Genomic DNA, 19,360 nt, shown 5'->3' with positions numbered 1-19,360 from the left:
AAATTTCTGAGAACGTTAAAGTGCAGCCCACAGGACTCCCCATTGTTCTCTATTTTATCTAGTTCCCCCTGTACGTCGAATACCCGTAGGCTGAAAGGGTGATGGGAACATGGTAATGCTGGTGATCCCTGATCTGAAAAACAACTTCGATGAAAGGATAAAAACTTTCGGTTTTGTTCTTTTTAAAATAATCGGCGGTAAAATAGGTCAGTCTGTAAATTCCGGTGTTGGAGTTGCCGGGAAGGAAATCGGTGATTCTGCCGTTCTGATCGGTTATTTTTTCGTCTACCAAAGACCACTGTCCGCTGGCTTCGGTAAAGCGTTCGAGTCTGATGGTGACTCCACTCGCGGGAGCGCCTTTAGACACATCAAGGATATGGCTTGAAAGCTGATAACCGGTTTTCTGACCAAATGCGAAGACTGAAAGCAGTGCAAAGACCGCTGCAAAGAGTATTTTTTTCATTTTTATCTGTTTATATTATTTTACTGTATGAATTCCCAAATCAGGAACAGACGCCGCTTTTGCGATGAGATCGTCATTTTCCGCACTTCCGCCGCCGGCAATGCCAATACTGCCAATCACATTACCTTTGTACCACACCGGCGTTCCACCGCTTAAAAGAAGAAGTTCCGGGAGGGTGTTCAGATTTTGGGTATCTGGATTAGCGGCTGCATTTCTCATCAGTAACAGCGTCGGGGTTTTGGTAGAAAGTGCGGTGTATGCCTTCCTTCTTGCAGCTTCGGTATTGTGAGGACCTACTCCATCACCGCGCATCAGGAGGATGATTTCTCCGGAAGCGTCCAGAACAGCAACCGTAACTTTTTTTTCCAGCGCATCCGCTTTTTTGATACTTCTTGTTGCCAATTCCATGGCGGCGTCCAAAGTCAGGTTATCCACCGATTTTACAAATTGAGTATGGGGCGGCATTTTGGGGTCCACTCTGTTCTGTGCAAACCCCAATGCCGAAATAAAAACGATTCCTAATGCGAATATTTTCATAAAATGGTTTTGGCAAAGGTAGCGGCTGTAAAAATAAAAAACGTTGCTCTAAGTCAACGTTTTTTTACAGCTGAGCTTTTACCCTGCTCAAAGTAGAGGGTGAAATGCCAAGGTAAGTCGCGGCCATTTTATTGGAAAGCCTGCGCAGCAGCTGGGGCTGATGTTGCATCATCCATTTTACCTTTTCAAGGGCTGTGAAACTCTGAAAACCGTAAATTCTTTTTTGGGCAGTGATGAATCCAAGTTCAAGAATTTCGGTATAAATTTTCGCAAACTGAGGCACCGTATCCACCAGGAGATAGAAGTCTTCTCTGGTAATGCACAGGAGTTCGGAAGGTTCAATGGCCTGTAAATATTCTTCGGCCGGCAGCTGATCAATAAAACTGGGTAAAGCGGTAACGAAATTTCCTTCAAAAGCAAAATATCTGGACCTTTCATTCCCCTCTTTATCTGTAGTAAAAAGGCGCATGGCTCCTTTGGTGATGAAATAATAATGTCTGCAGACCTGGTGATAATCCAGCAGCATCTGTTTCCGCTCCGCCTTTACGAAGGTAAAGCAGGAGGAGATTTTCTGCAGCGTCTGTTCATCTGCCAATGAACGGGTGAGGATAAACTGTTCCAGGGTGGTCAACATTGTTTTTTACTAAAAATTAAAATTGCCTGATCTCAAATATAAAGAAAATACCTCATCACGAAAACTGCCAGAATTTGCTAACAACTCCCATCCGCTCATTACCAAGCCCAAACGATGAGTCAAATTTTAAAATCGCAGTCATTATCATTTTCTATGTGCTTTCAGAGACAATGGAATAATATTTCCATAACTTGCTCCGTAAACAGACCATTATGAACACCGACCTGAACTTCAGAAAAGGCTTTACGTTCACCAAACACAGTCCTGAGGAGATCTCCCATTTCGACAGGGTTTTTGAGGTATTCAAAGATCTGCTCACCCATACGTCGGGTGATATTGAAGAGGCTTTTGAATGGCTCGAAATGCTCGATAAAGAATACGATATTTTCACCGACGAATATACGCTGGCAGATTTTGAAGAAGATCTGAAAAAACGCGGCTACATCAAGGAAGAAAAGAATCCTGAAGACGGCAATACCGGTACGGGAAAAGGCAAAAACATCCTCACCCCCAAACTTGAAAAAGCCCTTCGCGAGTTTGCCCTCGATCAGATTTTCGGAAAACTGAAAAAAACCGGCATCGGAAGCCACCGCACCTCAAAAGTGGGCATCGGTGACGAACGCGACGGTGAAAACCGCGCCTTCCAGTACGGTGACGACCTTTCGGCGGTTAATATGACGGAAAGCCTCAAGAACGCCCAGATCAATAACGGAATTTCTGATCTCAGAATGACCGAAGATGACCTTATTATGGAGGAAACCCGTCACAAAGCCCAGATGAGCACGGTGCTGATGATCGACATCAGCCATTCCATGATCCTGTACGGCGAAGACCGCATCACGCCAGCGAAAAAAGTCGCCATGGCGCTGGTGGAACTCATTAAACGCAAATATCCGAAAGATTCGATCGACATTATTGTTTTCGGCAACGAAGCCTGGCCGATCAAAATCAAAGACCTTCCCTATCTGCAGGTCGGGCCTTACCATACGAATACCGTTGCGGGTCTGGAACTGGCGATGGATATTCTGCGCAGAAAGCGAAACACGAACAAACAGATTTTTATGATTACCGATGGGAAACCCAGCTGCATCAAGCTGCCCACCGGAGAACTCTACACGAACAGCTTCGGCCTTGATGAAATGATTGTTTCCCAATGCCTCACCAAAGCCGCGCAAGCCAGAAGGCTTAAAATTCCCATCACCACTTTTATGATCGCACAGGATCCTTATTTAAGAAAATTTGTAGAGGCTTTTACGGCACAGAATCAGGGGAAAGCTTTTCTGACCGGACTCAGCAATCTGGGGGAAATGATCTTTGAGGATTATGAGAGGAACCGGATCAGGAGGATATGAGGTGCTGGGTGTTGGGTGTTGGATGTTGGATGCGGGGTGTTGGGTGATGGATGTTGGATGTAAGAGGATGAACAATTGACAGATTCTGTATTAAAAATTTAGAGATAAAAGCACCATTTAGAATATGAAAAACGATATTACATTTAAAGAATTAAAGGACTCCGGTTACATTCATCAAACGATTAATCAGGAAATTCAGGCCAACCTTATTGCAAAGATTAAAGCGAAAGAACCTGTATTTGAAGGCCTGTGGGGATATGAAGACACGGTGGTTCCGCAACTGAAGAAAGCCATTCTGGCCGGACATCACATCAACCTTCTCGGATTGAGAGGACAGGCAAAGACCAGGATTGCGAGAAGCATGGTGAGTCTGCTTGATGAATATATGCCGATCGTCAAAGGTTCTGAAATTAATGACAGTCCGTTTCAGCCCATCTCCAAATATGCGCGTGACCTTATTGCAGAACTGGGCGACGAAACCCCTATTTCGTGGGTTCACCGCTCGCACCGTTTCTTTGAGAAACTGGCTACACCGGACGTGAATGTCGCCGATTTAATCGGTGATATCGACCCCATCAAGGCCGCCACGCTGAAACTGCCCTACTCCGATGAGCGCGTGCTGCATTACGGAATGATTCCACGCGCGAACCGCTGTATTTTTGTCCTGAATGAACTTCCTGATCTGCAGGCAAGGATTCAGGTTTCGCTTTTTAATATTCTGCAGGAAGGTGATGTACAGATCCGTGGTTTTCAGCTCAGGATGCCTCTGGATATTCAGTTTATTTTTACGGCAAACCCGGAAGATTATACGAACCGGGGAAGCATCGTGACCCCGCTGAAAGACCGTATCGGCTCCCAGATCTTCACCCATTATCCGAAAACCATCGCTTTGGCAAGACAGATCACCGACCAGGAAGCTCAGGTCTCTGCTGAAGATAAAGCACAGATCACCGTTCCGGATTTGGCGAAAAACCTGTTGGAGGAAGTGGCCTTCGCGGCTAGGGAAAGTGAATTTGTGGATGCGAAAAGCGGCGTGAGTGCAAGACTCACGATCTCTGCGATGGAAAATCTGATGGCGGCAGCCAAACTGCGGCTGATAGAATCCGGAGCCGAAAAAACCACGCTCAGACTCCTGGACTTTATGTCGATTGTTCCGTCAATTACCGGAAAGATTGAACTGGTGTACGAAGGTGAGCAGGAAGGCGCAGACCATGTGGCGAAACTCCTCATTGATCAGGCGGTGATGAATCAGTTTGAACAGCTTTTCCCGCGCATCCCGAAGCTCGAAAAAGAAGGCATCAAAACTCCGTATACCGATCTGATCCAGTGGTTCAACAACAATACCGCGGAGCTGAATTACACGGACACCGATGCTGAATTTTACAGCAGACTCGAAAGCATCGCACCACTCTCCGAATTTATTAATGAATACGCAGATCAGCTGAGCCCCGAAGACCGGAACTTCAGCAAAGAACTTGTTTTATGGGCTCTGACCATCAGCAAAAAACTGGATAAACTCGAAAATAAAAACACTTTCACTTTTGATTCGGCGGGGATCGGGAAGTATTACGGAAGATAATTTTAAAGGAGATTTCATCCTGCCATCAAAAACCTCATTTAACATCAGTTTAAATGAGGTTTTTTGTAAATAATTTTCAATAAAGTCCCTTTCCAGCAAAAGGAGTATTCATTTTTGTCATGATCATTCGATTCCCAGTGAACGCAGTGATAAAGACCATTAATGATGATACGTATGATTCTCCACCGGGACATACAACGCCTCTAATAATAATTAATAAATTCATAAAAATAAATGGATAAAATTTAATAAAAATTATTAATATTATCTGAATTAATAAAAATAAAATATTAAAATACAGTTATTTTTATTAAAAAAGTATTGATAGTTCGAAAAAGCGTGTACCTTTGACGAACTGTTGTACTTCTACTCAGTTTAATCCAATTTACAGAATGAAAAAATTTATACTTCTGGCAACTTCGGTTGTTTTCATGAGCTTCTATTCGACCGCCAAAGCGCAGGCTCCGGTGCTTGGAAGCACTGCCAACTTCGCGCTTTTCTCTACCAACGGTGCTGTTTCGAATACCGGCTTATCTCATCTTACAGGAAATGTCGGCACGAATAACGGTTCAAGCACCAACTTCGGCAACGTGGATGGTGTGATGCACGATTCAGACGGCACCACCATGATTGCCGCCGCTGATCTTACGATTGCGTACAATCAACTGAACGCAGCGATCCCGAACTTCTTCCCATCTTCCCTTTTAGGTAATGGCCAGGTACTTACTCCGGGAACTTACTCCATCGGACAAACTGCGACATTAAACAATACCTTAACCCTTGATGGAGGCGGAAACCCCAATGCCCTTTTTATCTTTAAAATTCAGGGTGCTTTATCCTCAGCAGCAAGCGCACAGGTACTGCTTACCAACGGAGCACTTGCATGCAACGTGTTCTGGAAAACCGAAGGCCTCGTTGACCTTGCGACAAACACCGCGATGAAAGGAACCATTGTTGCAAATAATGCAGCCATTATCCTTCGTTCCGGCGTATCATTAGAGGGTCGCGCACTTTCGACAACAGGTGCAGTTACTGTATCGGGAGTTACCGTAAGAAAGCCGGTTGGCTGCGGATCTCCGGTACTTACAGGTCCGGCTCAACCGCCGTTGGGCACTGTTGTCTGTTACACGGTATTCACCGGAAACGGTTCATTAACCAATACCGGAATCACTTTTATTACAGGTGATGTAGGAACCAACGTAGGCCTTACCACAGGATTCGACGCCACAAAAGTAAACGGTAAAATCCACCTCATCCCCGATACTTCTACCGCTCAAGCTTCATTAGATCTTAACAATGCATACACTTTCATTAACAACCTTCCAACGGATATTGAACTGCTTTACCCTGCAGCTTTCGGACAGGATCTTGTTTTGACGCCACATACTTACCAACTGAATGCAGCTACTGTACTTAATGGAAAAGTGACACTCAATGCACAGAATAATCCGAATGCCGTGTTTGTTATTAAAATCAACGGCGCTCTGTCAACAAGCACTTACGCTTCCGTAGAACTCATTAACGGCGCACAGGCAAAAAATGTTTTCTGGAAAGTGGATGGCGCAGTAAACCTTAACGACTACACGAAATTTAAAGGTTCTGTTATAGGAAACAACGGTGCTGTCATCATCAATAATGGCGTGCAGATCGAAGGCCGCGTTTTGAGTACCAGCGGTGGAATATCCACTTTTGGGATCAATGCAGAGATGACTCCCGGCTGTGAACTGTTAGCAACCAGCTCCAATACAGCTGCAACCAAAGAAGTTCAGTTTTTCCCGAATCCTTTCTCCACTGTTTTAAATATCAAAATGGAGAACGCAGACGGCGGATCCACACTGACCATTTTCAATGCAGCGGGTGCAAAAGTAACACAGACCGTTTTATCACAAAAAACAACTTCATTACCAATGAAACTTCCTGCGGGCGTTTACTTCTACCAGCTCACCGGTAAAAACGGAGCAAAACAGAGTGGAAAATTAATTTCCAGACCGTAAAATCCTTTTTCATAATTTTCATCAACCCTACCTTCCCGGTAGGGTTTTTATTTGCACGCCTTTTTCCGTCCTCCACTCCCATTTTTTTTATGCAGGCTTCGGTTTATAACCGGTTTTATAAGCGAACACATGTTTAAAAATAATTAATACCGAATAGCAGAAGACTGGATAAAGCAATATTTAATCATTATATTTTAAATATTCCTCAATGCTCTTTTTAGGGATTAAATCCAGCACCGCCTTCACGTTGATAATTTCGTGTTGGTTTATAATGCTGTTCACCGCTTTCGCGGCGTCGGGATAGTTGACGAGACGCTCCAGAAGACCATATACATTGACCATTTTTTTGTGGGTATTTTCAGAATCGCCGCCAAACCACGAGCCGTTGAAATGGTGGCTTACATAATTCTTCGGTAAATCCTGGGAGAAATAGACCGACGGATACAGTGTGACGCCGTGTTTCAGATGCTGGATCTTATCCGCGTAACGGTCGGCGCCGTATTCCTGTTCGAGCATTTCTGAAAAAATATCCGTGTTGATGCGCTCCTCAAAACCTTCCTGACGGCTGTACCAGTCTGTGAAATCCTTTGCGAGCTGATGTTTCGGTTCTGCCATCCAGAATGCGGAGTACGGAACGCCTTTCACTTCGAAACCGCATACCGCCTGTTCATTCAGGAATTCATCCAGCGGAAGTTTCAGTTCCATATCCGTGTCCATATAAATTCCGCCATGCTCATACATGATTTTTGAGCGTACATAATCGGAAACGAAGGCCCATTTTTTCTGCGCAAATGCTTCTTTTACATATTGATTATCGTCCAGCGGGGAATTGCTTTCATTCCATTCCACAATTTCGAAACCGGGATGGATGCGCTTCCAGGAGGCGATGCAGTATTGGGCCAGTTCATTTTTCGGCTGTCCGCCAAACCAGCAGTAATGGATTGTTTTTGGGATCATTGTATATTATTTTAAGTCGGTTATTGCAGACGGTCTTTTACATATCTGGTTCAGCAAACTTTACACCTAAATTTACAAGGGAATTTTTTATCCTTTATCGCTGCGCAGAAATTTCCTTTTTTATGGCCTAAAGGTTTGCAGGCATTACGCCGACAATAATGATTAAAAGATTAAATTTGATGTAAATATTTCATTATTCCCTATGAAGTCACCGCAATCCGACAGCCGTTACCAACCAAAGACCTACGTAGAGATCAAAAACCCGGAGTGGGTGAAAAATGCCACCCTCTACGAGCTTAATGTGCGGCAGTTTTCAGAGGAAGGCAGTTTCAAAGCCGTTGAAAAACAGATTCCGCGGCTGAAGAAGATGGGCATCGACATTATCTGGCTCATGCCGGTGCACCCTATTGGCACCGTCAACCGCAAGGGAAGTCTGGGCAGTTATTATTCGGTGAAAGATTATCTGGGGATCAACCCGGAATTCGGCTCGGAAGCAGATTTCCGGAACCTGGTCAGGGCCATCCACGAACACGGGATGTACGTCATTCTCGATTGGGTTGCCAACCACAGCAGTTGGGATAATGCACTCGCAACCGAACATCCCGACTGGTACGCACGTTCCAGGAACGGTGAATTTCAGTCGACCCTGTGGCGCGATTATGATGACATCATCGATTTTGATTACCGGAAGCCGGAACTCCGCAAATACATGACCGAAGCCCTGAAATTCTGGGTCAAAGAATATGATATCGACGGGTACCGCTGCGATGTGGCCAGTTTTGTACCGGTTGATTTCTGGGAAAACGCCAGAGCAGAACTGGAGGACCTCAAACCGGTCTTTATGCTGGCAGAGGCTGAAGACAAGGAACTTCATCGCAAAGCTTTTGATGCCACTTATAACTGGACACTGTGGAACATCCTTCATCAGATCGCCGTCAGCAATAAAAGTGTCAGGTCGCTCAGCGAAGCTTATATTGCAGAACATCTCTCGATTTTTCCGAAGGAAGGCATCCGCCTGAATTTCACTGATAACCACGACAAAAACTCCTGGGAAGGCCACCAGTACAGTAATTTCGGAGCCGCCCTGAAGGCGGTAACGGTTTTTACCGTGATGATGGACGGAATGCCTTTGGTTTATAACGGTCAGGAAGCCGGCCTGGACCGCTCGCTGAAGTTTTTTGAAAGAGATCCCATTGTCTGGAAGAAACATGAAAACGAAGCCATCTACACCACCCTTTTTGGGCTTAAACACCAAAACCAGGCGCTCTGGAACGGCAGCCGCGGCGGTGAAATGGTAAGAATCATGAATGATCAACCGGATCAGGTCATTTCGTTTGTCCGGGAGAAAAACGGGGATAAAGTACTGACCTTTATTAATTTAAGCAAAGAAAATGTTAATGTAAAATGTGACACCTCTCTGGATCCGGGAGTTTATGAGAACCTTTTCACCGGCCGATCACAACAGGTTCTGCAAAAGATGACGCTTGCGATGGAGCCATGGGAATATGTGGTGCTGCATCAATCGAATGGAAGACTTTAAGAAATGCAATAAATTAACCTTTCTAACTCCCTAAAAATAATTTCCTGTTACAATGATTATCTTTGCGCTTTATGAGCATAAGAAAAACGGCTTCAAAAAATTCAGTCAACCGGTATGAATACAGCAACGAACAGGATGGAAAATGAAAGGACCTGCCGGACGGTCTGTCCTGAATGCATGGGCCTTGGTAAGAAGAAGCGGAGAATCCGAAAAAGTGTCCGTGAACGTTATCAAAAAGAACTTCAAGCATTTGAAAAGAGCGACGGCAAGGGAAAAGCACCGATTCATCCTGTCCCCCATCTTTACACCTGTCAGAACTGTTCAGGCTCCGGACTGATTCCTTCAGAAAAATTTCCCGATCCCGATCCTGAAAACTATCCGCTCGTCGCCATCATCGGAGGCGGTATCGGAGGGGTGGCTCTCGCTGTGGCATGTCTGCACCGCGGCATTCCGTTTACCCTTTACGAACGCGACCGTAGTTTTGATGCGAGGGCTCAGGGATACGGGCTCACGCTGCAGCAGGCCAGTAAAGCCATTGAGGGCTTCGGTATTTTCAGTCTGGACAGAGGAGTCATTTCCACAAGGCATCTGGTTCACACTCCGGACGGAAAAGTGGTTGGGGAATGGGGAATGCGGAAATGGCTGGAGACTGAAACCCAAAAATCTCCGAGGCGCACCAATATTCATATTGCCAGACAGTCGCTGCGTTCCGCTCTGCTGGAACAGCTTGGAGGACAGGGCATGGTGCAATGGGGACATCAGCTGATTGATTTCAAAGAAAATAAAGACGGAAGCGCTGACCTCCGCTTTCTCGCGGACGGCCAAATAAAAACCGAAAAAGCTGATCTTGTCGTAGGCGCCGACGGAATCCGAAGTGCGGTACGCCACCTTCTGATTGGTGATGAAATTTCCCCGCTCCGTTATCTGGACTGTATTGTGATTCTCGGCATCTGCCCACTGAGTGCGCTTAACGGTGTTGAAAGTTCTCTGCTGGATTCGGCGACGGTATTTCAAACCGCCAACGGACATGAAAGAATTTACATCATGCCTTACGATTCGGAATCGGTGATGTGGCAGCTGAGTTTCCCGATGCTTGAGGAGGATGCCAAAAGTTTAAGCGCCAAAGGTTCCGCCGCGCTCAAGGAAGAAGCCCTCCGCCGAACACCATGGCATGAGCCGATTCCCCAGATCTTATCCGCAACTCAGGAAGCGCAGATTTCCGGCTACCCGGTTTACGACCGAGCATTACTTCATTCAGATTTATTAGAAAATGCAGGGCCGGTGACCCTCATCGGCGACGCGGCTCATCCGATGAGTCCTTTCAAAGGTCAGGGCGCAAATCAGGCGCTGCTGGATGCACTTTCCCTCGCCAGAGAAATTTCAAAAGCCTGCAGACCCCACTCTGAATGGCGCACAAAAGGCATCAGAGAAAGTGTTTTAAAAAATTCCGAAACCGAAATGCTGGAAAGAAGTGCCGCCAAGGTAAAAGATTCGGCCGCAGCGGCAGAATTCCTTCATTCCGAAGTTGCGTTGTATGAAGGTGATGAGCCGAGGGGAAGGGTTTTGAAGAGGAAAGCGCTGGAGTGAAAACAGTACGTCAAAAAAAAGCCAAATCAACCTTGTCAAGGTTTGGAACCTTGACAAGGTTAAAAAGGCGATGAACTGAGAAGAAGATTTTTGAAGAGGAAAGCGCTGGAGTGAAAACAGCACGTACAAAAATCACATCAACCTTGTCAAGGTTTGGAACCTTGACAAGGTTAAAAAGGCGATGAACTGAGAAGAAGATTTTTGAAGAGGAAAGCGTTGGATCGAAAACAGCACGTACAAAAAAAGCAAAATCAACCTTGTCAAGGTTTGGAACCTTGACAAGGTTAAAAACGCGATGAACCGAGAGGAAGAGTGCTGAAGAGAAAAGCCCTGGAGTGAAAACAGCACGTACAAAAATCACCAATAAAAACACGTGCATTATTTTATTTTGTACCTTTGTATTCAAACATATTTAAGATGAATACAAAACTCACTTTAACCATCGATCAGTCCATCATCGAAAAGGCTAAAAAATACGCCCGCAAAAAAGAAAGAAGCCTTTCTGATCTCATTGAAAACTACCTTAAAGCACTAACTGCTAAGGAAATACCTCAACAGGAGGAATTCTCTCCTGCTGTCGAATCTTTGAAAGGTTCATTTAAAATGCCTAAAGATTTCGATTACAAAAAAGAATTAACTGACCGGCTTTCAGAAAAATACCTGTAATGGATAAGGTTTTAATTGACACGGACGTGATTCTTGATTTTCTGTTTGACAGAAAGCCTTTCTCACAAGAGGCCGCACAAATTTTGAGTTGGTGTGAAACAGGACAAATTCAAGGTTTTGTGACCTCTATTATGCTAAGTAACATTTATTACCTGCTCAGGAAAACAGCAAGACATGAAAAAGTAATTGAACATTTAAAAATTTTAATGAACATTATTGATGTTTTAACAACCCATAAAAATGCAGTTTTAGAAGCTTTAAATTCAGAATTCAAAGACTTTGAAGATGCGCTTCAGAATTTTTCTGCACAAAATGATCCTGATATAAAAGTCATCATTACAAGAAACATTAAAGACTACAAAACCAGCAATTTAGCGATAATGGAACCAGAAACTTATATCAGCCTCGTTAAGCTTTCTGAATCTTAAATCAACCTTGTCAAGGTTTAAAAGCAAAAGCACAATCTTCCTGCGAAAACTGTGCTTTTTAATTTATAAGAATAGTCAGATCTTAATCCGCCATCGCTTCACCCGACTTTCTGTAGATGAAACTGCCGTAGATATGCCTTCTGGCAAAACGGCTCGGAGAATCTGAATTCACCATTTTGATATAGGTATTTCTGGGCACGCCGATATACTCGTACATTTTTCCGTTGAAATGCTGCACTTTTAAAATCGATTTTTCATGATAAAAATCCTGAATAATGGATTTGGAAATGGTTTCCGTATATTCTTCTCTGTATTTTTCCTGAGTTTCCGGGTTGATGCTTACCAGAAAATGGTAGGCTTCGATTACCGATTTGCTTTTTTCTTCCGCTTCAAGTTTTGCGGCTTCGTCATTCGCAAATTTGTCGGGATGCGCGTCTTTCATCGTATTCCGGTATATTGTTTTCAGCTCTTTTAAGGTAACGGTTTTGTCCACTCCAAGAAGTTTTCTGTGCTCGCCAATTCTTTTCATATCTCTATCTTTATTTTCGGGGTGCAAAATTAGGCTTTTAAATTTAAATCCCACTATACAAAAGCAGTTGATTATGAATTATTTACGAAAAATAAAAGCCCAAAAATTGATTCTGACTGTTCACCAACTGCTTAAAACCAACTTTCGTGGATCTTCTGTTTCCGTTAAAATCCCTAGGAATGTACTGCAGATATTTCCTTCAAATCAGTGAAGTGCGTATTTACCTTCCGCTTGAGTTCCGGTCAAAAATCTTATCTTTGCCTCTTAAAATTTTTTAGAAGATGAATCCCTTTATTGAAGAACTGAAATGGCGCGGTCTGTATGCCGACATGATGCCCGGAACTGATGAACAGCTGAACAAAGAAATCACTACCGCTTATATCGGTTTTGATCCTACTGCAGATTCTTTACATATCGGAAGTCTTATTCCTATTAAGGTTCTTGCGCATTTTCAGCAGTATGGTCACAAGCCGATTGCTCTGGTGGGCGGCGCTACAGGAATGATCGGTGATCCATCAGGGAAATCCAACGAAAGAAATCTTCTGGACGAAGCTACCCTTAACCATTATGTGGACTGTCTGAAAAATCAGCTTTCCAAATTCCTGAATTTCGAAGGAAATGAAGCCAATACGGCCGAACTGGTGAACAATTACGACTGGATGAAGAACTTTTCTTTCCTTGAATTCATCCGTGATATCGGTAAAAATATCACCGTGAATTATATGATGGCGAAAGAATCGGTAAAGAAAAGAATTACCGGTGAAGGCGGCGCGGAAGGCATGAGTTTTACCGAATTTACCTATCAGCTTTTGCAGGGCTATGATTTCCTGCATCTGTACAGAGAAAAAAATGTGAAACTTCAGATGGGAGGTTCTGACCAATGGGGAAATATTACCACCGGAACTGAACTGATCCGCAGAAAAGCCAAAGGTGAAGCATTTGCCTTAACTGTTCCATTAATTACCAAATCCGACGGTTCCAAATTCGGGAAATCTGAAAGCGGGGAAAATTACTGGCTCGATCCGAAAAGAACTTCCCCGTATAAATTCTACCAGTTCTGGGTGAATGCTACAGATGAAGACGCGGAAAGATTCATTAAATTCTATACCTTTTTAAGCAAAGAAGAAATTGAAAACCTCATTGCTGATCATCAAACCGCACCACACGAAAGAAAATTACAGAAAAAACTTGCTGAGGAAGTTACCGTGTGGGTTCATAACCGCGAAGAATACGAGAAAGCGGTAAAAGCTTCGGAAATTCTTTTCGGAAGATCCACCGCTGAAGATCTGGTAAGTCTGGATGAAGCGACTTTCCTGGAAGTCTTCGAAGGCGTTCCTCAAAAAGAAATCGCCAGAAATGAAGTACTGGGAAGCAGCGTGATTGATCTGATTTCAGAGCAGTCAGGTTTTCTGAAATCTAAGGGAGAAGCCCGAAGAGAACTTCAGAGCAACGCCATCTCCATCAACAAGGAGAAAGTAAACGACAGTTTCGAAGTTGAGGAAAAAGACCTTATTGACGGAAAATTCCTTCTTCTGCAGAAGGGCAAGAAAAATTACTTTATCGTGAAAGCGGTATAAAACAGAAATCCGGAAGTATTTTCCGGATTTTTTTATTATTGACATAGCATTTATCTAAGGATCCTGTTTTTTGCAGTGATCTGTTCTTTTTAAAATTTGTACTTTTACGGCTAAATTTTTTTTAATGGTTATTATTATCTTCATCATTGTTCTGTGGTATTCAGGACTATTTTTCCAGACTTTTTTCCTGCACCGTTACGCAGCACACCAAACCTTCAAAATGTCGAAGTTCGGTGAAAAACTATGTTATATTTTAACCTGGGTAACGCAGGGCTCCAACTATCTTTCCGCTTACGGATACGGCGTTATGCACAGGATGCACCACGCGTATGCTGACACCGAAAAAGATCCGCATTCTCCGAAATACGATCACAATTTGTTCACCATGATGTGGAGAACCAAATCGATTTATCAGCAGATCAACAAACAAAAAGTAAGCATCGAGGAGAAATTCACGAAGAATGTTCCGCAATGGGAAGGTTTTGATAAGTTCGCGAGTTCATGGGGATCGAGAATCGGCTGGGCCGTTGCCTACACCGCATTTTTCTACTTCTTTGCAACCGCATGGTGGCAGTGGATCATGCTTCCGGTAGCATATATGATGGCCCCCATCCACGGGGTGATCATTAACTGGTTCGGACATATATACGGCTATGTTAACTTTAAAGTTTCAGACACTTCCAAAAATCTTTTCCACTTTGACTGGCTGATGATGGGCGAAGGCTATCACAACAACCACCACAAGTTTGGCGGAAGAGCCAATTTCGGCGGTGTGAGATGGCACGAAATCGATGTCACTTATCTGATCATGGTTTTGCTGGATAAGATGAAACTGATTAAACTGAAACCTGTTCCTGCAGTGACCAGAGAACTGTAAAATAATAAGCCGGATTTTTGAATCCGGTTTTTTTTATGCCTAGGTTTCATTGATTGTAAATTTTGCTTTTTATTGCTTTCTGAAAGAAAAACGGTCCTTTATTTTAGCCCGGATGGGAGCATCTGTCTGAGCTCTTTCTATAGGCGGCGGGTTTTGTGCGGAGGCTATAGAAAAGCGAGTGCGGACAGCCGGACGGGAAACCGGAGAAAAACCGCTCTTGTTGCTCCTGAAAAAATAGAATATCTTTGTGATATGGATTTACAATATCTGGTTCGTGAACCGCAAAATATCACCCCGAAAACCCCACTTCTGATCTTAATACACGGCTACGGAAGCAACGAGGAAGATCTCTTTTCTTTCGTTCCGACACTGCCTGAAGACTGGCTGGTGGTAAGTTTCCGCGCTCCGATGACTACAGAATTTGGAGGTTACTCGTGGTACAACATCGACCTTATGAAGGAGGAAGACCGGATCGATCTGCCTCAGGCTAAAGCATCGCTGGACGGGATCCTGGAAAACATTATGGAAATTTCCAACGGCTACGGTCTCACCGAAAATGAAACCCATCTTTGCGGCTTTTCTCAGGGCGGGATTTTAGCGTATGCACTTGCATTGCAGCACCCTGAACTTTTTTCGAAAATTGCGTGCATGAGCGCTTATCCTGAGGAAAAACTGCTGGAAAACATCGTGAAAGAGAAAAAGAAACTGCAACATCTGAGATTTTTTATTTCGCACGGCACGGATGACACTGTAATTCCGCTGGAATGGGGACGCAAAGCGGCAGACCTGCTTTATGATCTGAGCTGCTTTTTCTCCTTCCGGGAGTATATGAGCGGACACGGCGTCAACCAGAAAAACTATATGGATCTGATGGAGTTCTTTAAAAAATAATTTAGCTGTTTTCTGAAACCCTGACTTTTCGCCGACGCATTTTTTCGGTGCCGATCAAACTTCCGCAAAATATTCAACGCATGAAATATTTCCTGTTTTTTTTCCTGTTCCCGCTGACTCATCTGCATTCACAGATCAAAATTTCGGTCACCGTTCCAAAAGATACGCCGCAAAACACCCAGATCTTTATGGCTTCTTCGCTGAATGGCTGGAACCCGAATGATGCTGCATTTCAGCTCAAAAAAGACGCCGACGGAAGTTATTTCATCGAAATCCCGGAAAACCAGGGTAAAACAGAATACAAATTCACCCGCGGAAGCTGGGAAACCGCAGAAGGGAATGCAGAAGGGAAAGGAATTGAGAACAGGGTTTTCACCTTTACCGGAAAACAGCAGCTTATTAAAAACGAAATTATCTCCTGGGCAAAACCTGAATTAAAGAAAAATACCGCCACACCGAATGTGAAGATTCTGAGCGAAAACTTTTCCATTCCGCAACTGAACACCGTCAGAAAAATCTGGATTTATCTTCCGTCTGATTACGCTTCTTCGGAAAAGAGATATCCGGTAATCTATATGGAAGACGGGCAGAACCTGTTTGACGGACAGACTTCGTTTTCCGGCGAATGGAAGGTGGACGAAACGCTGGATGCACTTTTCGCGAAAGGGGAAAAGCAAGCTATAGTTATAGGAATCGATAATGGCGGCAGCGAAAGACTGAATGAATATTCACCCTGGAAAAACGCAAAATATGGCGGCGGAAAAGGCGATTTATATGCTGATTTTCTGGCGCAGACTTTAAAGCCCTATGTTGATCAGCATTACCGGACGCGTTCTTCCGCAAAAAACACCGGATTAATCGGGTCGTCGATGGGCGGACTTATCTCTTTTTATGCCGGCATGAAATATCCTGAGAAATTCGGGAAGCTGGGAATTTTCAGTCCAAGCTTTTGGTTTGCTAAAAATGATCTGAAACAGTACCTGAACCAGCATTCTAAAAAACTCAGACACACCCGCTTTTATTTCCTCGCCGGAAGCAAAGAATCTGAAGACATGGTTTCTGATATTGCAGAAGTAGTAGAGATTTTAAAAAAGAAAGTTCCGGAAAAGAATATTAAAACCAAATTTGATGAGTACGGAACGCATTCGGAAAGTTACTGGGCGAAAGAGTTTCCCGGAGCATATCTTTGGCTGTTTAATTGATTTCTCAGATCTGTTTGGTAGAATTATTCAGTATATTTCTTATCATCACTCCAATTTCCGCGGAATGACTCACTGTCATAAAATGACCTCCATTTTTAATAATATGGTCGGCTTTTACGTTTCGCAACGGGATAACTTTGTCCCTGTCTCCATGAATGTGTAATGCATTTTCAGGTGTAATTTGGTTTTCCCAGTTGACAATTTCATTCACTGCCCAGCTTAGAAAATCCGGATCAGTATCTTTTATAATATTTCTTAATAGCTTTTTTTCCTCAGCTGAACGCGCACCAAACATCCAGTTCGTGATGAAAGTATGAAATTTAAAAACTGAATTCGGAATCATTTTATGGAGATTGCATATCCCTGAAATCCGATACATTAAAGGCAGTTCGCTTTTAATTTTTGCGGAAGCCAAAAGAATGATTTTTTGTGTTTTTCTTATTTTTGAAATTTCAACAGAAACCATTCCACCAAAGGATAAACCAATCAGAATAGGGTTTTCTGTTTTTATATTTTCCTGAATTCTGCGTGCATAATTTTCTATGCTTTCTTTCTTCTGCGGTGTTATCCAGTCAACAAATTCAACATCTAAATTTCCGAAATCAATTTTATCGAAAACTCTTTTATCTACGCCTAAACCACTGAAAATATAAATTTTATTCATGTTTGATTTAATCAAACTGATTAGGATGTATTTCCTTAATCTTTTCCACGGTGTCCAGCACTTTATCTTTTAATGAATTCTGATAAAGCTCTAATTTTTCAGAAACGGTTTCATCGGCTATTCCTATGATTTTGGCGGCTAAAATCCCGGCGTTCGTGGCGCCGTTCAAAGCTACCGTTGCTACAGGAATTCCGGAGGGCATCTGTAAAATCGACAAAACTGAATCCCATCCGTCGATTGAATTGGAAGATAAAATAGGAACACCAACGACGGGTAAAGTGGTACAGCTGGCCACCATTCCTGGCAAATGTGCTGCGCCGCCTGCTCCCGCAATGATCACTTTCAGGCCGCGTTCTTTCGCCGACTTAGCGTAACTGAACATTCTTTCCGGAGTTCTGTGTGCAGAAACTACGGTCAGTTCGTAAGGTATTCCCATTGATTTCAGAAAATCTGCTGCGTGCTGCATTACCGGCAAATCGCTTTGGCTGCCCATTATAATTCCGACCATTATTTAAGTTTTATTAGATGTTCAAAGATAAAAATTTAATTACAGAAAAGAGAGTCATTTGAACGGTTAAAAAATTCTGCGGAATCAATTGAAAATCATTCTTTGATCCGGTAATTTATCTATTTTTGCAGTTCTTATTCCAACTCCTTTTCTTCCTTATGCTCAATAAAATTGTCAACACTTACAAAACAGCTTTCAGCGGACTGAGCAAAGAAAGCTGGATGCTTTCCCTTGTGATGCTCATCAACAGAATGGGAACCATGGCGGCGGTTTTTATGAGTGTGTATGTTACCCGGATTTTCGGCAGAAGCCTTGCCGACGCAGGTTTGGTGATTACTTTGTTTGGGGTCGGCGCGGTACTGGGTGCTTTATCCAGCGGCTATTTTATTAAAAAAATAGGATTCAGAGCAGTGCAGATTGTAACGAGCATTCTCAGCGGCTTGCTGTTTATTTTCTTTGCCAGGATCACCGATTTTCAGATGCTGTGCGTGGTTGCCGTTCTCATTGGGTTTTTCAGTGAGGCATTCCGGCCGGCAAATTTCACCGCGATTGCATATTATGCAAAACCGGAAATGATGACGAAATCTTATTCTTTAAACCGTTTTGCAGTGAATCTGGGAATGGGTTTAGGAACGGCTGTCGGCGGAATTCTGGCATCGATCGACTATCACCTGCTTTTCTTTGTGGAAGGATCAACGTATATCCTTGTCGGGATTTTAATTATGGTACTTTTGCCGAAAATCAAACAGATTAAAAAAAATAAAGAAAACAGCCAGATCGCCAGTCCGAAATCTCCGTGGAAAGATGCGGTATATATGAAATTCCTGCTGCTCATTATGATTTATATTTCCTGCTTTCTGGTGGTTTTTAAACTGGTACCGGTTTTCTGGAAAGATATTCAGCATATCGATGAATCTTTGATCGGAAGTATTCTGGGACTTAACGGAATGATCATCGCCGTTTTCGAAATGGTTCTGGTACAGCATCTTCAGACCAGAAAAAGAGATGTCATGTATATTTATGTCGGAATATTCATTGCAGCGATCGGCTTTTCCCTGATCCTTTTTCCTGTATTTTCCGTCATCGTTTCTGCGGTTATCGCCATTGTCTTTCTTACGGTGAGCGAAATGCTGGCTTTGCCTTTTATCAATACTTTTGTGGTGAACAGGGCGGGCGAAGAATCCCGCGCCAGCTATGCTTCCGCCTACACTTTCGTTTGGTCGCTATCGGGAATTATCGCTCCTGCAGGCGGCGCTTTTATTGCCGACCGTTTCAGTTATACCGCTTTGTGGGTGGTGCTGATCATTCTGTGCTTAGTTGCTGCTGCAGGAATAAAAATGCTTTCTCAGCGGGAAAAATCCGACTTTTAAGAAAG

General features: G+C 43.5%; 20 protein-coding genes. 12 read left to right on the top strand and 8 right to left on the bottom strand.

The annotated features are described in order from the left end of the window. Nucleotides 1–58 precede the first annotated feature (58 nt). The 3 genes from uraH to KSK37_RS00385 all read right to left on the bottom strand — a co-directional run bounded on the left by uraH (nucleotide 59) and on the right by KSK37_RS00385 (nucleotide 1,634). Entirely contained in the window at nucleotides 59–463 is a 405-nt protein-coding gene (uraH, locus tag KSK37_RS00395; protein ID WP_217198781.1) for a hydroxyisourate hydrolase, read from the bottom strand. 15 nt (nucleotides 464–478) lie between these two features. Then, a complete protein-coding gene (locus KSK37_RS00390; protein WP_217198780.1) occupies nucleotides 479–1,000 on the bottom strand; it encodes a GlcG/HbpS family heme-binding protein in 522 nt (173 codons plus the stop codon). A gap of 64 nt (nucleotides 1,001–1,064) precedes the next feature. Continuing rightward, entirely contained in the window at nucleotides 1,065–1,634 is a 570-nt protein-coding gene (locus KSK37_RS00385; RefSeq protein ID WP_217198778.1) for a Crp/Fnr family transcriptional regulator, read from the bottom strand. Nucleotides 1,635–1,846: 212 nt separating this feature from the next. On the opposite strand from KSK37_RS00385, the gene KSK37_RS00380 reads away from it, so the two are divergent. The 3 genes from KSK37_RS00380 (at nucleotide 1,847) to KSK37_RS00370 (ending at nucleotide 6,559) form a co-directional block, all read left to right on the top strand. After that, the gene (locus tag KSK37_RS00380) at nucleotides 1,847–2,986 is read left to right on the top strand and encodes a vWA domain-containing protein (RefSeq protein ID WP_217198776.1); all 1,140 of its coding nucleotides are present in this window, start codon (nucleotides 1,847–1,849) and stop codon (nucleotides 2,984–2,986) included. A 124-nt stretch (nucleotides 2,987–3,110) separates the two neighbouring features. Beyond that, nucleotides 3,111–4,565 carry a sigma 54-interacting transcriptional regulator gene (locus KSK37_RS00375; RefSeq protein WP_217198774.1) on the top strand — a complete coding sequence of 485 codons (1,455 nt, stop codon included), beginning with the start codon at nucleotides 3,111–3,113 and terminating at the stop codon, nucleotides 4,563–4,565. 392 nt (nucleotides 4,566–4,957) lie between these two features. After that, nucleotides 4,958–6,559: an ice-binding family protein gene (locus KSK37_RS00370; protein ID WP_217198772.1), complete on the top strand. Its 1,602-nt coding sequence runs from the start codon at nucleotides 4,958–4,960 to the stop codon at nucleotides 6,557–6,559. A gap of 180 nt (nucleotides 6,560–6,739) precedes the next feature. On the opposite strand, the gene KSK37_RS00365 is transcribed toward KSK37_RS00370, so the two are convergent. Then, on the bottom strand, nucleotides 6,740–7,516 hold the full coding sequence (locus tag KSK37_RS00365; protein ID WP_217198770.1) for a glycosyltransferase family 32 protein: 777 nt from the start codon (nucleotides 7,514–7,516) through the stop codon (nucleotides 6,740–6,742). 202 nt (nucleotides 7,517–7,718) lie between these two features. Between KSK37_RS00365 and KSK37_RS00360 the strand changes: the two genes are divergently transcribed. Both KSK37_RS00360 and KSK37_RS00355 read left to right on the top strand, forming a co-directional pair. Then, a complete protein-coding gene (locus KSK37_RS00360) occupies nucleotides 7,719–9,056 on the top strand; it encodes an alpha-amylase family glycosyl hydrolase (RefSeq protein ID WP_217198768.1) in 1,338 nt (445 codons plus the stop codon). Nucleotides 9,057–9,170: 114 nt separating this feature from the next. Further along, a complete protein-coding gene (locus KSK37_RS00355) occupies nucleotides 9,171–10,643 on the top strand; it encodes an FAD-dependent oxidoreductase (protein WP_217198766.1) in 1,473 nt (490 codons plus the stop codon). 10 nt (nucleotides 10,644–10,653) lie between these two features. Here KSK37_RS00355 and KSK37_RS00350 read toward each other — a convergent pair whose 3' ends face one another. Next, on the bottom strand, nucleotides 10,654–11,022 hold the full coding sequence (locus tag KSK37_RS00350; protein WP_217198763.1) for a hypothetical protein: 369 nt from the start codon (nucleotides 11,020–11,022) through the stop codon (nucleotides 10,654–10,656). 38 nt (nucleotides 11,023–11,060) lie between these two features. Here KSK37_RS00350 and KSK37_RS00345 point away from each other — a divergent pair, with 38 nt between their 5' ends. Together KSK37_RS00345 and KSK37_RS00340 are read left to right on the top strand one after the other, a co-directional pair. Next, nucleotides 11,061–11,309 carry a DUF6364 family protein gene (locus KSK37_RS00345; protein ID WP_217198762.1) on the top strand — a complete coding sequence of 83 codons (249 nt, stop codon included), beginning with the start codon at nucleotides 11,061–11,063 and terminating at the stop codon, nucleotides 11,307–11,309. Further along, nucleotides 11,309–11,737, top strand: a complete 429-nt coding sequence (locus tag KSK37_RS00340; protein WP_217198761.1) for a PIN domain-containing protein — start codon at nucleotides 11,309–11,311, stop codon at nucleotides 11,735–11,737. The genes KSK37_RS00345 and KSK37_RS00340 overlap by 1 nt, the downstream gene beginning before the upstream one ends. Before the next feature lie 82 nt (nucleotides 11,738–11,819). On the opposite strand, the gene KSK37_RS00335 is transcribed toward KSK37_RS00340, so the two are convergent. Next, complete coding sequence (locus KSK37_RS00335) at nucleotides 11,820–12,266, bottom strand: KTSC domain-containing protein (RefSeq protein ID WP_088358475.1); 447 nt, start codon at nucleotides 12,264–12,266, stop codon at nucleotides 11,820–11,822. 281 nt (nucleotides 12,267–12,547) lie between these two features. Here KSK37_RS00335 and tyrS point away from each other — a divergent pair, with 281 nt between their 5' ends. The 4 genes from tyrS (at nucleotide 12,548) to KSK37_RS00315 (ending at nucleotide 16,813) form a co-directional block, all read left to right on the top strand. Then, entirely contained in the window at nucleotides 12,548–13,843 is a 1,296-nt protein-coding gene (gene tyrS / locus KSK37_RS00330; protein ID WP_088358476.1) for a tyrosine--tRNA ligase, read from the top strand. Nucleotides 13,844–13,967: 124 nt separating this feature from the next. Further along, nucleotides 13,968–14,720, top strand: a complete 753-nt coding sequence (locus tag KSK37_RS00325; RefSeq protein WP_217198760.1) for an acyl-CoA desaturase — start codon at nucleotides 13,968–13,970, stop codon at nucleotides 14,718–14,720. 252 nt (nucleotides 14,721–14,972) lie between these two features. Then, nucleotides 14,973–15,611 carry an alpha/beta hydrolase gene (locus KSK37_RS00320; RefSeq protein ID WP_217198759.1) on the top strand — a complete coding sequence of 213 codons (639 nt, stop codon included), beginning with the start codon at nucleotides 14,973–14,975 and terminating at the stop codon, nucleotides 15,609–15,611. A gap of 80 nt (nucleotides 15,612–15,691) precedes the next feature. After that, a complete protein-coding gene (locus tag KSK37_RS00315; RefSeq protein WP_217198757.1) occupies nucleotides 15,692–16,813 on the top strand; it encodes an alpha/beta hydrolase-fold protein in 1,122 nt (373 codons plus the stop codon). A gap of 4 nt (nucleotides 16,814–16,817) precedes the next feature. On the opposite strand, the gene KSK37_RS00310 is transcribed toward KSK37_RS00315, so the two are convergent. Both KSK37_RS00310 and purE read right to left on the bottom strand, forming a co-directional pair. Then, on the bottom strand, nucleotides 16,818–17,477 hold the full coding sequence (locus tag KSK37_RS00310) for an alpha/beta fold hydrolase (protein WP_217198756.1): 660 nt from the start codon (nucleotides 17,475–17,477) through the stop codon (nucleotides 16,818–16,820). A gap of 7 nt (nucleotides 17,478–17,484) precedes the next feature. Further along, complete coding sequence (gene purE, locus KSK37_RS00305) at nucleotides 17,485–17,985, bottom strand: 5-(carboxyamino)imidazole ribonucleotide mutase (RefSeq protein WP_217198755.1); 501 nt, start codon at nucleotides 17,983–17,985, stop codon at nucleotides 17,485–17,487. Nucleotides 17,986–18,143: 158 nt separating this feature from the next. Here purE and KSK37_RS00300 point away from each other — a divergent pair, with 158 nt between their 5' ends. Next, nucleotides 18,144–19,355: an MFS transporter gene (locus KSK37_RS00300; RefSeq protein ID WP_217198754.1), complete on the top strand. Its 1,212-nt coding sequence runs from the start codon at nucleotides 18,144–18,146 to the stop codon at nucleotides 19,353–19,355. Nucleotides 19,356–19,360 lie beyond the last annotated feature (5 nt).

Origin of the sequence: Kaistella soli, from assembly GCF_019038595.1 — a bacterium.
In the GTDB taxonomy this organism is placed as follows: Bacteria; Bacteroidota; Bacteroidia; order Flavobacteriales; family Weeksellaceae; genus Kaistella; species Kaistella soli.
This window is presented reverse-complemented; position numbering and strand designations above follow the sequence as displayed.

What these genes read in the sequence shown, in the direction of transcription:
- uraH (WP_217198781.1), bottom strand. Translation starts at nt 463, where the DNA reads ATGAAAAAAATACTCTTTGCAGCGGTCTTTGCACTGCTTTCAGTCTTC.
- KSK37_RS00390 (WP_217198780.1), bottom strand. Translation starts at nt 1,000, where the DNA reads ATGAAAATATTCGCATTAGGAATCGTTTTTATTTCGGCATTGGGGTTT.
- KSK37_RS00385 (WP_217198778.1), bottom strand. Translation starts at nt 1,634, where the DNA reads ATGTTGACCACCCTGGAACAGTTTATCCTCACCCGTTCATTGGCAGAT.
- KSK37_RS00380 (WP_217198776.1), top strand. Translation starts at nt 1,847, where the DNA reads ATGAACACCGACCTGAACTTCAGAAAAGGCTTTACGTTCACCAAACAC.
- KSK37_RS00375 (WP_217198774.1), top strand. Translation starts at nt 3,111, where the DNA reads ATGAAAAACGATATTACATTTAAAGAATTAAAGGACTCCGGTTACATT.
- KSK37_RS00370 (WP_217198772.1), top strand. Translation starts at nt 4,958, where the DNA reads ATGAAAAAATTTATACTTCTGGCAACTTCGGTTGTTTTCATGAGCTTC.
- KSK37_RS00365 (WP_217198770.1), bottom strand. Translation starts at nt 7,516, where the DNA reads ATGATCCCAAAAACAATCCATTACTGCTGGTTTGGCGGACAGCCGAAA.
- KSK37_RS00360 (WP_217198768.1), top strand. Translation starts at nt 7,719, where the DNA reads ATGAAGTCACCGCAATCCGACAGCCGTTACCAACCAAAGACCTACGTA.
- KSK37_RS00355 (WP_217198766.1), top strand. Translation starts at nt 9,171, where the DNA reads ATGAATACAGCAACGAACAGGATGGAAAATGAAAGGACCTGCCGGACG.
- KSK37_RS00350 (WP_217198763.1), bottom strand. Translation starts at nt 11,022, where the DNA reads ATGCACGTGTTTTTATTGGTGATTTTTGTACGTGCTGTTTTCACTCCA.
- KSK37_RS00345 (WP_217198762.1), top strand. Translation starts at nt 11,061, where the DNA reads ATGAATACAAAACTCACTTTAACCATCGATCAGTCCATCATCGAAAAG.
- KSK37_RS00340 (WP_217198761.1), top strand. Translation starts at nt 11,309, where the DNA reads ATGGATAAGGTTTTAATTGACACGGACGTGATTCTTGATTTTCTGTTT.
- KSK37_RS00335 (WP_088358475.1), bottom strand. Translation starts at nt 12,266, where the DNA reads ATGAAAAGAATTGGCGAGCACAGAAAACTTCTTGGAGTGGACAAAACC.
- tyrS (WP_088358476.1), top strand. Translation starts at nt 12,548, where the DNA reads ATGAATCCCTTTATTGAAGAACTGAAATGGCGCGGTCTGTATGCCGAC.
- KSK37_RS00325 (WP_217198760.1), top strand. Translation starts at nt 13,968, where the DNA reads ATGGTTATTATTATCTTCATCATTGTTCTGTGGTATTCAGGACTATTT.
- KSK37_RS00320 (WP_217198759.1), top strand. Translation starts at nt 14,973, where the DNA reads ATGGATTTACAATATCTGGTTCGTGAACCGCAAAATATCACCCCGAAA.
- KSK37_RS00315 (WP_217198757.1), top strand. Translation starts at nt 15,692, where the DNA reads ATGAAATATTTCCTGTTTTTTTTCCTGTTCCCGCTGACTCATCTGCAT.
- KSK37_RS00310 (WP_217198756.1), bottom strand. Translation starts at nt 17,477, where the DNA reads ATGAATAAAATTTATATTTTCAGTGGTTTAGGCGTAGATAAAAGAGTT.
- purE (WP_217198755.1), bottom strand. Translation starts at nt 17,985, where the DNA reads ATGGTCGGAATTATAATGGGCAGCCAAAGCGATTTGCCGGTAATGCAG.
- KSK37_RS00300 (WP_217198754.1), top strand. Translation starts at nt 18,144, where the DNA reads ATGCTCAATAAAATTGTCAACACTTACAAAACAGCTTTCAGCGGACTG.